This is a genomic window from Pandoraea pneumonica (genome assembly GCF_902459645.1).
In the GTDB taxonomy this organism is placed as follows: Bacteria; Pseudomonadota; Gammaproteobacteria; order Burkholderiales; family Burkholderiaceae; genus Pandoraea; species Pandoraea pneumonica.
Genome location: NZ_CABPSK010000001.1, coordinates 1,358,576 through 1,375,932, shown reverse-complemented (window position 1 = coordinate 1,375,932; position 17,357 = coordinate 1,358,576). Strand labels below are relative to the sequence as shown.

The following is a 17,357-nucleotide window of genomic DNA, read 5'->3' as shown; positions in this document are numbered from 1 at the left end:
TCATGGCAAAGAAACGTAACATTCCGGGCGGTCGCAATCTGCGCATCAACGATCAGATTCAGCGCGACTTGTCGGAGCTGATTCAGCGTGAAGTGAAAGACCCGCGTATCGGTCTGGTGACGCTGCAAAGCGTGGAAGTCACGCCCGATTACGCGCACGCGAAGGTGTACTACACCACGCTCACGGGCGACCCCAAGCAAACGGGCGAAGCGCTCAACGAAGCGGCCGGTTTCCTGCGCAACATGCTGTTCAAGCGATTGCACATTCACACGGTGCCGACGCTGCATTTCCATTTCGACCAATCGATCGAACGTGCGATCGAAATGTCGCGCCTCATCGACACCGCGAACGCCACGCGTGCGAAGGAAGAAGCTGACGCCGAAGGCGGCAGCGATGAAAGCGACGCCGGCGACGACGCCGAACAAGACAAGCACGACGACCGCAAGTAAGCGGCCGGTCGAACGACGCTGCACGCCGGACTGCCGCAAATCGGTCCGGCGGTGCACAACGTTCGCTATGTTCGCTCTGTCCGCAAGTCCGCTAGTCCGCTGTGCCTGCTGACACTCGAAGCGCAGCGAGGCGGACGACTCTCCACGACACTCTCAAGCACTCCCGCACCATGACGGACCCGCGTTCGCAGGCACCCCGCCAAAAACTTCCCCGATTCGCGCTGGATGGCGTGTTGCTATTGGACAAGCCGTTGGGCCTGTCTTCTAACGACGCGCTCATCAAGGCAAAGCGTTTGCTGCAAGCGTTGAAGGCTGGCCACACTGGCACGCTTGACCCGTTGGCAACCGGTTTGCTGCCGCTATGCTTCGGTGAAGCGACCAAGTTTTCCCAGGATTTGCTCGAAGCCGATAAGACGTACGAGGCGCGTGTGCGACTCGGCGAAACGACGACGACAGGCGACGCGGAAGGCGAGGTGCTGCTAACCCGCGACGTGACGGTCGATGAAGCCGCCATTCGCGCAGTGCTGCCGCAATTCACCGGGCCGATTTCGCAAGTCCCGCCGATGTATTCGGCGCTCAAACGCGATGGGAAACCGCTGTACGAGTACGCACGTGCTGGGCAGACGGTCGAGCGCGAAGCGCGTGATATCACGATTCATTCGCTGGAACTGCTGGAGTGCTCGCTGCCCGACGCGCCGGAATTCACGTTTCGCGTGACGTGCAGCAAAGGCACGTACGTGCGTACGCTGGCGGAAGACATCGGTGAAGCGCTGGGCTGTGGTGCCCATCTGCGTGCGCTGCGCCGCACGGCGGTTGGCCCGCTCACCCTCGATGGCGCGGTAACGCTGGAAGACCTCAGCGCAATTGACCAACCCCAACGCGTGGAAAAGCTTGCCCCTGTCGACGCGCTACTCAAGACGCTGCCGACGGTGTGGCTCGACGATACGCTCGCTACACGCTTCGGCCATGGCCAACGCCTGCGTCTCGATGAAGCCCGCTGCCCGCAAACGCTGCGCACCTGCGCACTGTCGCATGAGGGCGGTATCGAAGTGAAAGTCTATGCGGAAGCTTCCGGCGATGTCGCTGCTCGGCTGCTCGGCGTGGCTCGTTTGGATAGCGAGGCGCTGCTCACTCCACAACGCCTGCTGAAGACCCAATAACGCGCTTCATTCCTCTAGGCATTCCGGCGCCTGACCCGCACCACCGCCCGCGGTCGGCCGCCGGAACAACTCCCCGTTTTCGTCGCTCCACGAAATTCGCTTTGGAAAACGGGGAGTCGCCCCGACGGCTCGTCACCCCCCCGCACTCCGTCGACACCACTCCCGTCTCAACCTCTCCAACCCCCGCACCACTCTCCATTTCGTCGACACCGCCGACTCCAACGCTGAGGGCCCCGACACCCATCCCCACGTGCTTCGCATCTGCTGGGGACGGGCGCCGTGACCCTCGATATCTCAGCGGCGATTCTCTGCGCCCAACGCCACCCGGCTCACGTTGAGCGAACCTGGACCTGATGAGCCTGCAAGCCCTTCGGGCTTCTCGATACCTCGTATTCCACCGGCGTGTTATCCGCGAGACTCTTCTCGCCATCGCCAATAATCGAGGAAAAGTGAAAAAATACCTGGTCACTCCCATCGTCCGGCGCAATGAAGCCGTAGCCCTTGCCGCTATCGAACCATTTGACTTTGCCTTGTGCCATTTCTCTCTCCTTTGGACATCGCCCAGTGCCCATTGAAGCACCACACGCCACCGCCGATAACTGTCAACGTTGACAGGTCCCTTGGCGCTCGACCGGACTCATCGTGCCAAGCACATAGTCAGGTGTCTTCCGGGCGGCATCGTAGTGGTGCTTTGGCACACACGCTCCCCGCACCGTTGACAGGCGGTCGCGTGCCGGAACGACTAAACAGGGGGAGGCGGGGAGGGGGACGGCGCGGCGGCCGACCGCAAGCGTTTGCCAGGGTCAGCCGCCGGAATGAGCGATGCGGGAATTAGTTCGTGACGTTCTCTGGCTTCATCGCGTCGATAGCGCCCAGTGCGGCCTTAACGTCCATGGCGTACTTGGCCAGCGCCTTCTGCTCATCAGTCTTCGGCTCGAAAGACGGCACGCTAACCGGGTGGTTGCTCTCGTCCACGGCGACGAAGACCATCAAACAGTCGGTGGTTTGGCGCAATTCACCCCACTTCGGGTCTCCGGCGTGAACCGAAACGTGGATGTGCATGCTGGTACGCCCGGTGGCCACGATACGCGCGCGCAGTTCCACGAGATTGCCGACGAGAATCGGGCGGTGGAAGTGAATATTGCCCACGCTGACCGTCACGCAGTAGCGACCGGACCACGTGGCAGCGCAAGCGTAGGCCACCTCGTCGATCCATTTCATCAAGGAACCCCCGTGCACCTTCCCGCCAAAATTGACGGCAGCCGGTTCGGCCAGGAAACGGAAGGTGATCTCGGAGCGGTCGCTCTGGTTTTGCGGCGTATTCATGTTTTTACGGATTTTGCTGGGGAAATGTCCCGTCGGATGTCGCCCATTGCAGGGCGTTCGCACCGACTGAGATGCCGATGATACTGCGAATGCGCAAAATGCGCGCCAACGCGTGAAATTCGACAGTGAGCCAAATTTGAAAGGCGCTCGCATGGGTGCCGTGATGACATTCAGCCTCGTCGATGCGTACGAAGCAGGTGCGGCGCAATGATTCGCCGGAGCATCGCCTTTCTCTAGGGCCTATCACGTGCCATGGCACGCAAGGCCGACAACAAGAGGTGCTCCAAATGCAGTCGATCACTGGCGCGATGTATCGTCCCTTGCCGCAGTTGCCGACTTCGCACTTGCCCGCAAGCGGCGGCGATACACCGGCAAACCCCGATTCATTGGGGGCGGCTCCTGACCCAGATAGCCAGGCAAGCGATGGCCTACATCTCGCTGGGTTGCAGATCGAGTTGCAGATCGCGGAATTGCATGCGATGCAACTGCGTATGGATATCGAGCGAACACAGGCGGCGTCTACCGATACATGCATCGAGATGGGGGAGGTCGAGCATTCAGCCCCCACGGTCGCGCGAGGGCCAGTCGATTTCGGTATGGGGGGAGTGGGGCTGTTGGCAGCGCACCTGGCGAGCTTTTTAGGGCTGACGGCCTGCTCCGCAGCGCCTTTCTTCGCGCCAGATTATTTCCGGGCGCGCGCGGCATTGGCCGCGATCATGACGACGGCGTTGCCGCCGACAGCGGGCTATGCCGCTGACGTCTTGTGCACAGGGCTTGAATGCGTTGCCGACAGTCCGACACTTACCGTAGAGAACGCCATATTCACGCCGCAGACGATGGTGGCTCCCTACTTTGCGTTGCTCGCACTTGGCGACCTCCTATGCTGGACGGTTGAATTGACCAAACCGGGCACCCTGCCGTTTCAGGGCGATAGCGTCGCGAATGTCATCGCGTGGATGAACAACTGTGGCGTGTTCGGACAATTGCAGGCTGCGTTGGGGCCACTCGACATGGCGGGTGGTGGCGCGGCGCTAGCATCGATGCCGCACAAACGCGCAGGCATGCTCGTGACCGTGCTCAATAAATTGCGCGACGGCCTGGCACTGCATGACGATCCGAATTGGCAGAAGCAACTCGCCCGGAGAATTCGTTTGGCGTCAGCAGGCCTGCTCATCGTCCTTATCGCTCGCTTACCGTTCACCTGCGATGACCCCAACCTGCCTAAGGGCCTGCAAGACTTCTATAAGTGGCTCGAGGGTTTGAGTGCGGGGGCCATGGCGGTCGCGGCGGGGTCTGAGATCGCTTTCGATCATTACCACGCTGCTTACTTCTCGCCCGCGGAGCTGGAAAGCGTCATCGTCGAATTACGCAATGCAGCTGGGGCCGCTCTGGAATGAAAAAAACCCCGCTAACCGTAGCGGGGTTCAAGAAGTGCCCGGTAGTACAGAGCAGGGCCGGGCACTCGGGGGGAAGAAGGTTTCCCGGGGTGGGCGTTAGTGCAGCATTTAGTGCGCCCCTGCCGCAGCGTCGCCGCCACCGCCGCCACGAATCGGGCGCGTGATCCACACCATCGCGATCATCAGCACGAACAACAGCGCCGAGATCCAGAAAATGTCGTTCGCGCCAAGCATCGCAGACTGCTGCGTCACGATGCGGTCGATGTAACCGTGGGCCTGCGGCGTCGACATGCCAAGCTGATTCAGCGTCTGCACCGAATCGTTGAACGTCGCGTCGTACGGCGTCAGATGCTCGGTCAACTGCGCATGGTGCAGCGTGATGCGGTTGTCCCACACCGTCGTCGCAATCGACGTGCCCACCGCGCCACACGTAATCCGCACGAAGTTCGACAAGCCCGCCGCCGCCGGAATACGGTGCGCCGGCAGCCCCGACAAGATGATGGCCGTGAGCGGGATGAAGAACATCGACATCGGCACGCCCTGCAAGAACGTCGGAATCATCAGCGTGCGCGTATCCACCAGCGTGTTGAAGTGCGAACGCATCACGAACACCAGCGCAAACAGCAGGAACGACACGGTCACCACCCAGCGGGCATCGAGCTTGGGCAGCGTCTTGCCGATAATCGGCGACAAGATAATCGCGAATAAGCCCACCGGCGCCATCACCAGCCCGGCCTCCGTCGCCGTGTAGCCGAGATAGATTTGCAGCCACTGCGGCAGAATCACCAGATTCCCGAAGAACAAGCCGTAGCCGACCGAAATCGCGACCACGCCACCCGTGAAGTTCACCCGCTTGAACAGCGTCAGATCCACCACCGGATGCTTCTCGGTGATCTCCCAGATGACGAAGAAGCAGAACGCCACAAGTGCGACCAGCGCCAGCGCGACAATCGTGCCCGAGTTGAACCAGTCGAGTTCCTTGCCCTTGTCGAGCATCACCTGCAACGAGCCGACCCAAATCACCAGCAACGAGAGCCCGATCGTGTCGATTGGCTTGCGCTGCGTTGGGGTTTCACGTTTCTTGTAAATCATCCACGTCACATACGCAGCGGCAATACCCACCGGAATGTTGATGTAGAAAATCCACGGCCAGTGGTAGTTGTCGGAAATCCAGCCGCCGAGAATCGGCCCCATCACGGGGGCGACGAGCGTCGTCATGCCCCATAACGCAAGGGCCATCGAACTCTTGGCCGGTGGATAGCTCGAGAGCAGCAGCGATTGCGACAGCGGAATCATCGGGCCAGCCACGGCGCCCTGCAACACACGCGCCGCGAGCAGAATTTCTAGCGTCGGCGCCATACCGCACAGCCACGACGCCAGCACGAACAACAGAATCGACGTGATGAACAGACGCACCGCGCCGAAGCGCTCGGTCAGCCAGCCCGTGAGCGGCACCGAAATGGCGTTAGCGACGGCGAACGACGTAATCACCCACGTGCCCTGACTCGACGACACACCGAGGTCGCCGGAAATGGCAGGGATGGACACATTGGCAATCGACGTGTCGAGCACGTTCATGAACGTGGCGAGCGACAGCGCGATCGTGCCGAGTACCAGCTGGCCCCCCGACAGGGGGCCAGGAGCGTTTTGAGTTGCCATGAGATGTCAAAGGGGGTGGGGGGCACCCCCCTCCGATTTACAGGGGACGCGCGCGAGCGGGTTGGTTGCGCGTGTCGTTGGCACCGGCAGCGCCCGAACCCGCAGCCGCGCCAGCGTTCTCGGTAATGATCTTTGCCACGATGTCGTCGGCGTCGTGACCGACCTTGTCGTACACGTCGGTCGAATACACCGGCAACGTCGGCGCTTCGCCCAGTTCCTTGCCGTCGGTGTTACGCACGTTCACCTTCACTTGCATCGACAGGCCGACACGCAGCGGATGCTCTTGCAATTGCTTCGGGTCGAGCGCGATACGCACCGGCAGACGCTGCACCACCTTGATCCAGTTACCCGTGGCGTTCTGCGCCGGCAACAGCGAGAAGGCGCTGCCCGTACCCGCCGAGAAACCGGCGACCGTGCCCTTGTATTCGACTGCCGAGCCATAGACGTCGGCCGTGAGCGTCACCGGCTGACCCACGCGCATATGCGCAATCTGCACTTCCTTGAAGTTGGCATCGACCCAGACTTCGTTGAGCGGCACCAGCGCCATCAGCGGCGCACCCGTCGCCACACGTTGGCCGACTTGCACCGAACGCTTGGCCACATAGCCGTCCACCGGGGCGGGGATCGACGTACGTGCGTAGTCGAGGTACGCCGCGCGCACTTGCGCCGCCGCCTGCTGCACGTTCGGATGCGTGGTGACCGAGGTCTTGTCGGTCAGCGCCTTGTTCGACACCAATTGCGCACGGGCTTGCTCAAGGGCGGCTTGTGCCGACTTCACGGCGTCTTGGGCGTGCGCCAGTTCTTCGCGCGACACCGCGCCCGAACCGATCGCCATCTCACGACGCTTCACGTCGGCCTGCGCCTTGGCCAGATCCGACTCGCGCATCGAGACGGTCGCCGCGTAGGCGTCGTTGTTCACGAAATACGTACGCACCTGACGCACCGTTTGCGCCAAATTCGCTTCGGACTTCAGCAGCGCCACGCGGGCATCGGTCTGGTCGAGCGTGACCAGCGGCTGACCTGCCTTGACCATCTGCGTGTCGTCGACCTTCACGCCCGTGACCGTACCGGCCACCTGCGGCGTGATCTGCACCACGTTGCCCGCCACGTACGCATCGTCCGTGTCTTCGTAGTAACGCGCGTAAAGCGCGTAGTAGGCGCCGTAGCCGATGGCCGCAATGGCAATCACGGCCGTCAGCGTCAGCATCATGCGGCGGCGCTTGCCGTTGCTCTGAGCCGGTGCAGCAGGCGCTTGTTGTTGGTTCTCGCTCATCATTCGCTCCGTACTAATCTCTCAATGTGCTTTTTGACGTGATGTCTTGTGTGTCTTGTGCGTGCTATCTGTCGTGCCGTATGTCGTGCAAGCGGGCTGGCGTCAGCGGGTTTGCGCGGGCGCTTCGCCCTCGGCCTTGGCCGGGCGCTCTTGCCCAACGACGAGACCTGCCGCCTGTGCATCGAAGCCGCCGCCCAGTGCCTTGATCAGGCCAATTTGCTGGTCGCGGCGCGTGCCTTCGATGCTCACGCGGGTCTGCTCCTGCACCAGCAGCGACGACTCGGCAGTCAGCACCGTCAGTTGCGGCGTGAGGCCCGCTTTGTAACGGTCGATGGCCAGATCGTAAGCACGCTGCGCGGCGTCTTGCGCCACACGCTGCGACACCATCTGCTTATCGGCAGAACGGATCGACGACATGCGGTCGGCGATGTCGCCAAGTGCCTTATTGAGCGTGGAGTCGTAGTTCGCCACAGCGCTTTCATACGCGGCGTACTGACCCTTGAGGTTCGCGCGCAGACGGCCGCCGTCGAAAATCGGCAGCGAAATCACCGGACCGGCCTGAATGTTCTGGCTCGACGGATCGATCAGCTTGCCCAGCCCGAAGGTCGAGAAGCCGAACGCGGCGTTGAGGTTCACATCCGGGTAGAAACGCGCCTTGGCAACGTCCACACCCTTCAACTGGGACTCGACGCCCCAGCGTGCCGACACCACATCGGGGCGGCGGCCGAGGAGAGCAAGCGGAAGGTTGTCGGGCAGGGCGGGCGTCGGCAGTTGCGCGAGCTTCGGGCGTTCGATTTCCAGCCCACGATCGGGGCCCTTGCCGAGCAGCACGCCAAGCTGGTGGCGCGTGATCAGAATCTGGCCATCGAGTTGAGCGAGTTGCGTCTGGACGTCGGCCGTATTGCTCTCCGCCTGCTTCTGCTCGACTTGCGTGTCGAGACCGGCGCGAACGCGGTCGTTCGTGAGCTTGCCGAGGTTCTGGCGCTGCTTGCCGATGCGCTCCAGCACGTCGTGCAGCGCGTATTGCTGCGCAAGCTGGTTGTACGAGCGGGCCACGGCGGTGGAGAGCGCGAGACGCACTTCTTGATCTTCGGCTTCCTCGGCGCGCTCGGCATTGGTTGCCTGTTGACGTGCCGAACGGTTCTTGCCCCACAGATCGAGTTCCCACGACAGCGACGCCGTCAGGTCGCCTTGCGTAAACCAAGTACCGCCGTAGCCCGGCGGATAAATGGTGTTTTCGGTGAATTTCTCGCGATAGATATCGCCCGAGAAGCCGACCGACGGCAGCAACGCAGCGGCGGCACCTTCGGTCTGGGCTTGCGCCGCCTTCAGACGGGCAGCCGCAGCGGCCAGATCGGGGTTGGTCGCAAGCGCTTCGTTAATGAGCGAGACGAGCTGCGGATCGCCAAAACGCGCGGCCCAGTCGGTGCCCGGCCACTGACCGCCCTCGGCGGGCAGGCTGCGCTGGGTTTCGTACTGATCGGGCGTGGTGATCTGCTTGTCGCTATGAATGCCGGCGAAATTCGCACATCCGGCAAATCCCAGCGTCACTGCCGCCAAACAAAGGGCGGAGATTGCTGAGCGGGCCCGCTGGCGCGGGAGGAACGGTGAGGCCGCTTTCATCGCAAAACCTTTACGAGTGAAGTCTTCTACTGACAATAATCGGGGAATCGGGCACTTGCGAGTCCGTGCAATAGTGGACATGGCAAGGTTTTTTGAGGGGTTCCGGCGGTTATCCGCTCTCTCCATTGGCAATGACGCGCCGCAGGAGGCTCTTCAGAAAGCCCACTTCTTCGACGGAGAAGCCACGCATCAGGTGATCGGCGGCACGCACGAAAATGTCCGGCATGCGGTCGGCCATGGCGTTGCCCGCCTCGGTCGCACTCAAGTCGACGGTGCGGCGGTCGGACTTGCTGCGCTCGCGCACCAGCAGACCATGCGCTTCGAGCCGGTCGAGCAGCCGGGTCACGGCGCTCGCATCTATACAGTAGTCGCGCGCCAGATCGGCTGCCGTCTTACTTTTGCCCGTCGCCACCTTGTACAGCATGGTGGCCTGCGTGCTGGTCAGCCCGTACTGCGAGGTTTCCTTCGTCAGCTCGGCCATGATCAGTTGGCGCACGCGGGCAACCAAATACCCGAGAGAGTCGTCGATGTTGTAACCGTTGCGAGGCGGGTCGGCAGGGCCGGTGACGCTTGCCGCGTCGCTGTTCGCGGGCGGCGGCGTATCGGGCTGCATACCGGGTTGGGTACCGGAAAGCGTGGCGGGTGGTTCGGCCATTTTCGTGATGCTGCAATAATTGACTTGTCACGATTATAGCGTCCACTTAATAAAAATCAAGGCAATGCAATAGTTGACTAGGCAAATATTGCACGCGCTATTAGATGCATGCCTCTAATTGGTGCGCGGCGGAAGGTGGATGGCGTGGAAAAATTCGTGACGAAGGCGTGTCAATGCTGCAAGCCGTTGTTGCATCGCAGAAATGCCATGACGTGCGACATGCGCAAGTGGTAGAATCGCGGATTCTCCAAAGGCTTTTTTCGAGCACCTTTCATGACCCGCGCTCTCCGTAATATCGCCATCATCGCGCACGTCGACCACGGCAAAACCACGCTCGTCGACCAACTGCTGCGCCAGTCGGGCACCTTCCGCGAAAACCAGCAAGTTGCTGAACGCGTGATGGACTCGAACGACATCGAAAAAGAGCGCGGCATCACGATCCTCGCCAAAAACTGCGCCGTCGAATACGAAGGCACGCACATCAACATCGTCGATACCCCGGGACACGCGGACTTCGGCGGTGAAGTGGAGCGTGTGCTTTCGATGGTCGACAGCGTTTTGCTGGTCGTCGACGCCGTCGAAGGCCCGATGCCGCAAACCCGTTTCGTGACCCGCAAGGCTCTGGGCCTCGGTCTGAAGCCGATCGTCGTGGTCAACAAGATCGACCGTCCGGGCGCACGTCCGGACTGGGTCATCGACCAGACGTTCGACCTGATGGACAAGCTCGGTGCGACCAACGAGCAGCTCGACTTCCCGGTGGTCTACGCATCGGCCCTGAACGGCTTCGCCAGCCTGGATTCGGATGTGCGCGAAGGCACGATGAAGCCGCTGTTCGACGCCATTCTGGAACACGTGCCGGTTCGCGACGCAGACCCGGAAGCACCGCTGCAACTGCAAATCAGCTCGCTCGACTACTCGACGTTCGTCGGCCGTATCGGTATTGGCCGTATCACGCGTGGCCGCGTCAAGCCGGGCCAGCAAGTTGTGATGCGCTCGGGCCCGAACGGTGAAATTCTCAAGCGCAAGATCAATCAGGTGCTGACCTTCAAGGGTCTGGAGCGCGTGATGTCGGACGAAGGCGCCGAAGCCGGCGACATCGTGCTGATCAACGGTATTGAAGACGTGGGCATCGGCGTGACCATCTGCGACGCGGATACGCCCGAGGCGCTGCCGCTGCTGACCGTCGACGAGCCGACGCTCACGATGAACTTCTGCGTGAACACGTCGCCGCTCGCCGGCCGTGAGGGCAAGTTCGTGACGAGCCGTCAGATCCGCGACCGTCTGGACAAGGAACTGAATCACAACGTGGCGCTGCGTGTGAAGGACACCGACAGCGACTCGATCTTCGAAGTGTCGGGCCGTGGCGAACTGCACCTGACGATTCTGATCGAGAACATGCGTCGTGAGGGCTATGAACTGGCCGTGTCGCGTCCGCGCGTGGTGATCAAGGAAATCGACGGCGTGAAGCACGAGCCGTACGAAATGCTGACCATCGACCTGGAAGACGAACACCAGGGCGGTGTCATGGAAGAAATCGGTCGTCGCAAGGGCGAAATGCTGGACATGGTGTCGGACGGTCGTGGCCGTACGCGCCTTGAATACCGCATTCCGGCTCGCGGCCTGATCGGCTTCCAGGGCGACTTCCTGTCGATGACCCGTGGTACGGGCCTGATGAGCCACATCTTCGATGCTTACGCACCGGTCAAGGATGGTTCGCTGGGTGAGCGTCGTAACGGCGTGCTGATCTCGCAGGACAACGGCGATGCTGTGGCCTACGCACTGTGGAAGCTGCAAGATCGTGGTCGCATGTTCGTGAAGCCGGGTGATGCCCTGTACGAAGGCATGATCATCGGTATCCACAGCCGCGACAACGACCTCGTGGTCAACCCGATCAAGGGCAAGCAGCTCACGAACGTGCGTGCGTCGGGTACCGACGAAGCCGTGCGCCTGGTGCCGCCGATCGCGATGAGCCTCGAATACGCTGTGGAATTCATCGACGACGACGAACTGGTCGAAGTCACGCCGCAGACGATTCGCCTGCGCAAGCGTCACCTGATCGAGCATGAGCGCAAGCGCGCTTCGCGCGAAGCGTCGTAAGCCCGGCGATAGGCTCGGTAGGCGACTGGGTTTCCCGGTCGCACTGACGATGCCAGTTTGTTGGAAAAAAAGCCGGTGCTTAGCGCCGGCTTTTTTATTGCGCCGTCCGATTGACGCAATACCTTTTGACTCAATACCCATTTGCCAGACATGACCGAATTTGTTCGCACCGAAGTTCGTGGCCGTATCGGCTTTATCACGCTCGCCCGCCCGAAAGCGCTTAATGCGCTCTCGCACGACATGATTCGTGCGATCGCCAGTGCATTGCAGACGTGGCGCGACGATCCGCAAGTGTTGGGCGTCGTCTTGCAAGGTGAGGGAGAGAAGGGCTTGTGCGCGGGAGGCGATATTCGCGCCTTCCACGAGGCCGTGAGCGAAGGCGGTGCCCGCAAGGCGGCCATCATGGATTTCTTCACCGACGAATACACGCTGAACTACACGATCGCGACGTATCCGAAGCCCTACATCGCGCTGATGGATGGCGTGGTGATGGGTGGTGGCATGGGCATCTCGCAAGGGGCGGCGTTGCGTATCGTGACCGAAGCCACGCGCATGGCGATGCCAGAGACGGCGATCGGCTTGTTCCCCGATGTTGGCGGCGGTTTCTTCCTTGCCAATCTCGCGGGCCATCTTGGCGAATATCTCGGCATGACGGGCACGGTGTTCGGTGCAGTCGACGCGTGCGAGATCGGTCTGGCCGATGGCGTGATCCCGCGCGCTTCGTTGCCTGCGCTATGCGAATTGCTGGCCACCGGCGATTGGCAAGACAGCGATGCCGTGCTCGATGCTGCCCGTAATTTCGTGCGCGAAAGTTTGCCGCCTGCGGGCCTCGCCCCGGGCAAACTCGCCGCACTGCGCGATGTCATCGATACGCACTTCGGTCATGGCGATGCCCAGGCGATCCTGCATTCGCTGGCACGCGAAGCGCGTTGCGAATACGCCGGTTGGGCGCAGGAAACGGAAGATCTGTTGCGTAGCAAGCGCTCGCCGTTGATGGTGTGTGTCACGCTTGAGCAGGTGCGGCGTGCGCGCAAACTGTCGCTCGCCGACGACCTGCGCGAGGAGTGGCTGATGATGCGTTGCGTCTTCAATCTCGACGGACGTACCGGTGCCGAAGGTGTCGAGGGCATTCGCGCACTCGTCATCGATAAGGATCACGCGCCGCGCTGGCAGCACGCCAACATCGAGGCGGTCAAACCGGCCGATGTCGCACGGTTCTTCGATGGCGAACGTCGCGCTGCCGATCATCCGTTAGCAACGTTGGGAGAGTGAACGTCGAAGCCATCGACACGTCGCGCGCCTGAATGATGAGGCGCCCGACGGGCGGCATGCATTCACGCCGCTTGTCGCTGCCGACCGTTTGCGCTGCTTACACCGCCGCCTGACAGAATCGCTCGCCGACGGCCTCGTCGAGTTTGCGGCAGATGTCGGCGATGCTGCCGACCATCACGATATGCGACATGTCGCGATACACACGCACGTCGTCATGGGCGTCGCGCCGTGTCTGCAACTCGCGGACATTGCGCGATGCCTTCACCGCTTTCGCGGCCGGACACGCACGACGGGCTGCCGACGTCACGGCCGAAGCGATGGCGCGGGGCAGGGCAGTACTGCGCTTGCGCTCCGGCACCGTATAAGAGCGAGCGATCGCCGGTGCGGACGCGAATGGCCCGGACAAGGCCGACAAGCCATACACCGCCGAAAGACGCGCTTGCGTCGAAGCCGTGCGAACGCGCGGTTGACCGAGGGACGTGCGCAGCAAACCAAAGAGTCGAGCCATGATGCGTTTCCTTCTTCCAATATGGGTCGGAGAGAGGTGTCCTGTCGCATCGCTTCACAAATCGCAGGCGCAGCAGGGCACGGGCGCCGGACCCAGCCCGGCGCAAACAAGCATTACTTGATCGTCAGGGAATGGCGCGCGTGACTACCGCATCGCGCGCCTTGGCTTGCGCTTAGAGATCGTTGTTGCGGATCAGACCGACCGCAATCCCTTCCAGCGCAAAGTCACCACTGCCTTCATCGACATTGATGTTCTCGAAGTCCGGGTTCTCGGCAATCAACTCCACACCGCCTTTCACGCGATGGAAGCGCTTGACGGTCACGTCGTCGCCGATTCGCGCCACGACAATTTGTCCTTCGCGCGCATCCGCAGCTTTCTGCACGGCGAGCAAGTCACCGTCGAGAATGCCGGCATCGCGCATCGACATCCCGCGTACCTTCAGAAGATAGTCGGGCTGGCGCGCGAACATGTTCGGATCGCACTGAAAATTGCGCTCGATATGCTCCTGCGCCAGAATCGGGCTGCCTGCGGCCACGCGCCCAACGAGCGGCAGCGACAGTTGCATCAGGCCCATATGCGGCAGCGTGAACTGGTGGGCGCCGCCTGCCTCGTCGAGGCGCTTCAGGCGGATGCCGCGCGATTGCCCGGCGGCCAGTTCGATCACCCCCTTGCGCGCCAGCGCCCGCAGATGTTCTTCGGCGGCATTGGCCGAAGAGAAGCCCAGCTCGGCGGCAATCTCGGCACGCGTCGGCGGAAAGCCGGTGCGTTCAATTGCCTGGCGAACCAGTTCGTAGACCTGCTGTTGACGTGCGGTAAGTTTGATCATGGCATCACTGTATGGAAGCACAGGTGGCTGTATTTTTGTACAGTAGTTCCAAAAACGCAAGCGAAAACTTCATGTACTCCATGAGATTCGCCGCGAAATGCCCGGATTCTCGACCTGTGCCGGGCCTCCCAGCCCCTCAGCACAAAATCTCTAATCCTTATTCCGGTATAAACAAAAGCAAAAAGATTATTTTTAATTATTTAGCCGCCGCCCTAGACTGGCCTCCTACCACACGTAAGCAAAAAAGGAGCGAAAGTCATGAGCATTGCAGCACGGGGATGGAAAGCTAAGAAGCTGGCGACCGCACTGGGCGCCATCGCACTGACCGTTGGCATGACGGTGCAGGCACAAGCGGCTAGTTTTTCGCTGCTTAACGTGTCGTACGACCCGACACGCGAGCTTTACGCCGATTACAACAAGGCGTTCGAAGCGCACTACAAACAAACCACGGGTGACACGGTCACGCTGAAGGCCTCGCACGGCGGTTCGGGCAAGCAAGCCCGCACGGTGCTCGATGGCGCGCCGGCCGATGTGGTCACGCTCGGTATTTCTGCCGACATCGACGAACTGGCTCAAGCCGGTCTCGTGAATAAAGACTGGCAAAAGCGCCTGCCCGACAACGCCACGCCGTACACGTCGACCATCGTGTTGCTCGTGCGCAAGGGCAATCCGAAGCACATCAAGGATTGGGACGATCTGGCCAAGCCGGGCATCAGCGTCGTGACGCCGAACCCGAAGACCTCGGCCGGTGCCCGTTGGAACTACCTCGCCGCATGGCTCTTCGCGCTCAAGGCACCGGGCGGTAATGAGCAGAAGGCGCAGGACTTCGTCAAAGCGATCTACAAGAACGTCGGCGTGCTCGACTCGGGCGCACGCGGTGCCACCACCACGTTCGTCGAGCGCGGTATCGGCGACGTGCTGATCGCGTGGGAAAACGAAGCGCTGCTCTCGGTGAAGGACCTCGGTCCGGACAAGTTCGACATCGTGGTGCCGTCGTCGTCGATTCTGACCGAGCCGCCGGTGGCCGTGGTCGACAAGAACGTCGATAAGCACGGCACGCGCAAGGCGGCCGAAGCCTATCTGCAATGGCTGTACTCGCCGCAAGGGCAGGAGATTGCCGCGAAGCACTTCTATCGTCCGCGTTCACCGGAAATCGCCAAGAAGTACGAGTCGCAGTATCCGAAGCTCAAGCTGTACACGGTTGACGCCGACCTGGGCGGCTGGACGAAGACGCAGGCCAAGCACTTTGCCGACGGCGGCATCTTCGATCAGATCTACACCAAGAAGTAATTCCAGAAAAAAGGAAGGAAGGGGACCATCGCATGAGTACCGCACTGTTTCCAATCTGGCGTAAGCCGAGTGCATTGCCGGGCTTCGGCCTGACGATGGGCTACACCGTGGCGTACCTGAGTCTGGTCGTGCTGGTGCCGTTGCTGATGGTCTTCATCAAGGCAAGCTCGCTCGATTGGGCGAGTTTTGTCACCGCCGTGAGTTCGCCGCGCGTGCTGGCGTCGTACCGCCTCACGTTCGGCATCTCGCTGGCGGCCGCGCTGCTGAATGCCGTGTTCGGTTTCATTCTGGCGTGGGTCCTGGTGCGCTACACGTTCCCCGGCAAGCGCATCGTCGATGCGCTCGTCGACTTGCCGTTCGCATTGCCGACGTCGGTCGCTGGCATCGTGCTCGCCGCCATCTACGCGCCGAACGGTTGGGTCGGCCGCTGGTTCGAGCCGCTGGGCATCAAGATTGCCTTCACGCCGCTGGGCATTTTCGTGGCACTGACGTTTATCGGCTTGCCGTTCGTGGTGCGCACGCTGCAACCGGTGCTCGAAGAGTTCGAGCGCGAGCAGGAAGAGGCCGCGGCCTGTCTTGGCGCCTCGCGCTGGCAGACCGTGCGTCATGTGATTCTCCCGGCGGTGCTGCCGGCGTTGCTGACCGGCTTTGCACTGGCGTTTGCGCGTGCGGTCGGTGAGTACGGTTCGGTGATCTTTATCGCGGGCAACATTCCGATGGTCTCGGAAATCACCTCGCTGCTGATCGTCACCAAGCTCGAACAGTTCGATTACGCAGGCGCGGCGGCACTGGCCGTAGTGATGCTGGTGATCTCGTTCGTGCTACTGCTCCTCATCAATACCCTGCAATGGTGGCTGCAACGCCGTCATTCGGGCCGACGCGCCAGCGGCGTGTGATTCCAGAGAAAGATTCGATCATGTCCGATTCGCTAACTCTCCCGGCCGCTGCGGTGCAGGTGCCGAAGGTGCGCAGTTCCGATCCGACCGACGAGCCCCGGCTCGTCAAGGTGGTGTTGATCGGTCTGGCGCCGGTGTTTTTCGCGTTGTTTCTGGTGTTGCCGCTCGCGTCGGTGTTCGTCACCGCGCTGGGCAAAGGCATCGGCGCTTATTGGGACGGATTGAGCAACGACGACGCGTTGTCCGCCATCCGCCTCACGTTGCTGATTGCGTTGATCGCCGTGCCGCTGAATTTGGTGTTTGGCGTGGCTGCCTCGTGGGCCATCGCGCGCTTCGACTTCAAGGGCAAGAGCGTGCTGACCACGCTCATCGACTTGCCGTTCTCGGTCTCGCCTGTGATTGCGGGTATGACGTTCCTGCTGATTTTCGGCCGTCAGGGGCCGCTGTGGGACTGGCTGGATGCGAACAATCTGCGCATCGTGTTTGCGTTGCCGGGGCTGGTGCTGGCGACGGTGTTCGTCACGTTCCCGTTCGTCGCTCGCGAGTTGATTCCGCTGATGCAGGCGCAGGGTAGTGAAGAAGAAGAGGCCGCCCGCGTGCTGGGGGCGAGCGGCTGGCAAGTGTTCACGCGTGTGACGCTGCCGAAGATCAAATGGGGCCTGTTGTACGGCGTGATTCTGTGTAACGCGCGGGCCATGGGCGAGTTTGGCGCGGTGTCGGTGGTCTCGGGCCACATTCGCGGCGAGACGAACACGCTGCCGCTGCATGTCGAGATTGAATACAACGATTACCACACCGTAGGCGCATTCGCGGCGGCATCGATTCTCGCGCTGCTGGCGCTCGCCACGCTGGGCCTGAAGCTGTGGGCCGAGCGCAAGCTGGCACAAGACAAAGCGGCCCGCCGGATCGAGGCGACCGAAACCTAA

16 protein-coding genes are annotated in these 17,357 nt (G+C 61.6%); 8 read left to right on the top strand and 8 right to left on the bottom strand.

Going from position 1 to position 17,357, the window contains the following annotated elements:
* The first annotated feature begins 2 nt into the window (after nt 1-2).
* On the top strand, nt 3-449 hold the full coding sequence (gene rbfA / locus PPN31114_RS05955) for a 30S ribosome-binding factor RbfA (protein ID WP_150678517.1): 447 nt from the start codon (nt 3-5) through the stop codon (nt 447-449).
* 170 nt (nt 450-619) lie between these two features.
* Complete coding sequence (gene truB, locus PPN31114_RS05950) at nt 620-1,609, top strand: tRNA pseudouridine(55) synthase TruB (RefSeq protein WP_150678516.1); 990 nt, start codon at nt 620-622, stop codon at nt 1,607-1,609.
* Nucleotides 1,610-1,938: 329 nt separating this feature from the next.
* Here truB and PPN31114_RS05945 read toward each other — a convergent pair whose 3' ends face one another.
* Nucleotides 1,939-2,148, bottom strand: a complete 210-nt coding sequence (locus PPN31114_RS05945; RefSeq protein WP_150678515.1) for a cold-shock protein — start codon at nt 2,146-2,148, stop codon at nt 1,939-1,941.
* A 292-nt stretch (nt 2,149-2,440) separates the two neighbouring features.
* The gene (locus PPN31114_RS05940; protein WP_150678514.1) at nt 2,441-2,935 is read right to left on the bottom strand and encodes an acyl-CoA thioesterase; all 495 of its coding nucleotides are present in this window, start codon (nt 2,933-2,935) and stop codon (nt 2,441-2,443) included.
* A gap of 443 nt (nt 2,936-3,378) precedes the next feature.
* On the opposite strand from PPN31114_RS05940, the gene PPN31114_RS05935 reads away from it, so the two are divergent.
* Complete coding sequence (locus PPN31114_RS05935; RefSeq protein WP_150678513.1) at nt 3,379-4,332, top strand: hypothetical protein; 954 nt, start codon at nt 3,379-3,381, stop codon at nt 4,330-4,332.
* A gap of 108 nt (nt 4,333-4,440) precedes the next feature.
* Here PPN31114_RS05935 and PPN31114_RS05930 read toward each other — a convergent pair whose 3' ends face one another.
* From PPN31114_RS05930 to PPN31114_RS05915, 4 genes are all read right to left on the bottom strand, one after another.
* Nucleotides 4,441-5,991: a DHA2 family efflux MFS transporter permease subunit gene (locus PPN31114_RS05930; protein ID WP_150678512.1), complete on the bottom strand. Its 1,551-nt coding sequence runs from the start codon at nt 5,989-5,991 to the stop codon at nt 4,441-4,443.
* A gap of 37 nt (nt 5,992-6,028) precedes the next feature.
* A complete protein-coding gene (locus tag PPN31114_RS05925; RefSeq protein WP_150678511.1) occupies nt 6,029-7,264 on the bottom strand; it encodes an HlyD/EmrA/EmrK family protein in 1,236 nt (411 codons plus the stop codon).
* Nucleotides 7,265-7,366: 102 nt separating this feature from the next.
* A complete protein-coding gene (locus PPN31114_RS05920) occupies nt 7,367-8,887 on the bottom strand; it encodes an efflux transporter outer membrane subunit (protein WP_150678510.1) in 1,521 nt (506 codons plus the stop codon).
* Nucleotides 8,888-8,996: 109 nt separating this feature from the next.
* Nucleotides 8,997-9,542 (bottom strand): MarR family winged helix-turn-helix transcriptional regulator, encoded by a 546-nt coding sequence (locus tag PPN31114_RS05915; RefSeq protein ID WP_370865833.1) that lies wholly within the window; start codon nt 9,540-9,542, stop codon nt 8,997-8,999.
* Between the two features lie 273 nt (nt 9,543-9,815).
* Here PPN31114_RS05915 and typA point away from each other — a divergent pair, with 273 nt between their 5' ends.
* Together typA and PPN31114_RS05905 are read left to right on the top strand one after the other, a co-directional pair.
* Nucleotides 9,816-11,639: a translational GTPase TypA gene (gene typA / locus PPN31114_RS05910; protein WP_150678509.1), complete on the top strand. Its 1,824-nt coding sequence runs from the start codon at nt 9,816-9,818 to the stop codon at nt 11,637-11,639.
* 150 nt (nt 11,640-11,789) lie between these two features.
* On the top strand, nt 11,790-12,911 hold the full coding sequence (locus PPN31114_RS05905) for an enoyl-CoA hydratase/isomerase family protein (RefSeq protein ID WP_150678508.1): 1,122 nt from the start codon (nt 11,790-11,792) through the stop codon (nt 12,909-12,911).
* A gap of 97 nt (nt 12,912-13,008) precedes the next feature.
* On the opposite strand, the gene PPN31114_RS05900 is transcribed toward PPN31114_RS05905, so the two are convergent.
* Nucleotides 13,009-13,419: a hypothetical protein gene (locus tag PPN31114_RS05900; protein WP_150678507.1), complete on the bottom strand. Its 411-nt coding sequence runs from the start codon at nt 13,417-13,419 to the stop codon at nt 13,009-13,011.
* Between the two features lie 172 nt (nt 13,420-13,591).
* Nucleotides 13,592-14,245, bottom strand: a complete 654-nt coding sequence (gene lexA / locus PPN31114_RS05895; protein WP_150678506.1) for a transcriptional repressor LexA — start codon at nt 14,243-14,245, stop codon at nt 13,592-13,594.
* A 258-nt stretch (nt 14,246-14,503) separates the two neighbouring features.
* Here lexA and PPN31114_RS05890 point away from each other — a divergent pair, with 258 nt between their 5' ends.
* From PPN31114_RS05890 to cysW, 3 genes are read left to right on the top strand one after another with little or no spacing between them, the layout of a single operon-like run.
* Complete coding sequence (locus PPN31114_RS05890) at nt 14,504-15,535, top strand: sulfate ABC transporter substrate-binding protein (RefSeq protein WP_150678505.1); 1,032 nt, start codon at nt 14,504-14,506, stop codon at nt 15,533-15,535.
* 32 nt (nt 15,536-15,567) lie between these two features.
* Complete coding sequence (gene cysT / locus PPN31114_RS05885; protein WP_150678504.1) at nt 15,568-16,431, top strand: sulfate ABC transporter permease subunit CysT; 864 nt, start codon at nt 15,568-15,570, stop codon at nt 16,429-16,431.
* Nucleotides 16,432-16,451: 20 nt separating this feature from the next.
* A complete protein-coding gene (gene cysW / locus PPN31114_RS05880) occupies nt 16,452-17,357 on the top strand; it encodes a sulfate ABC transporter permease subunit CysW (protein WP_150678503.1) in 906 nt (301 codons plus the stop codon).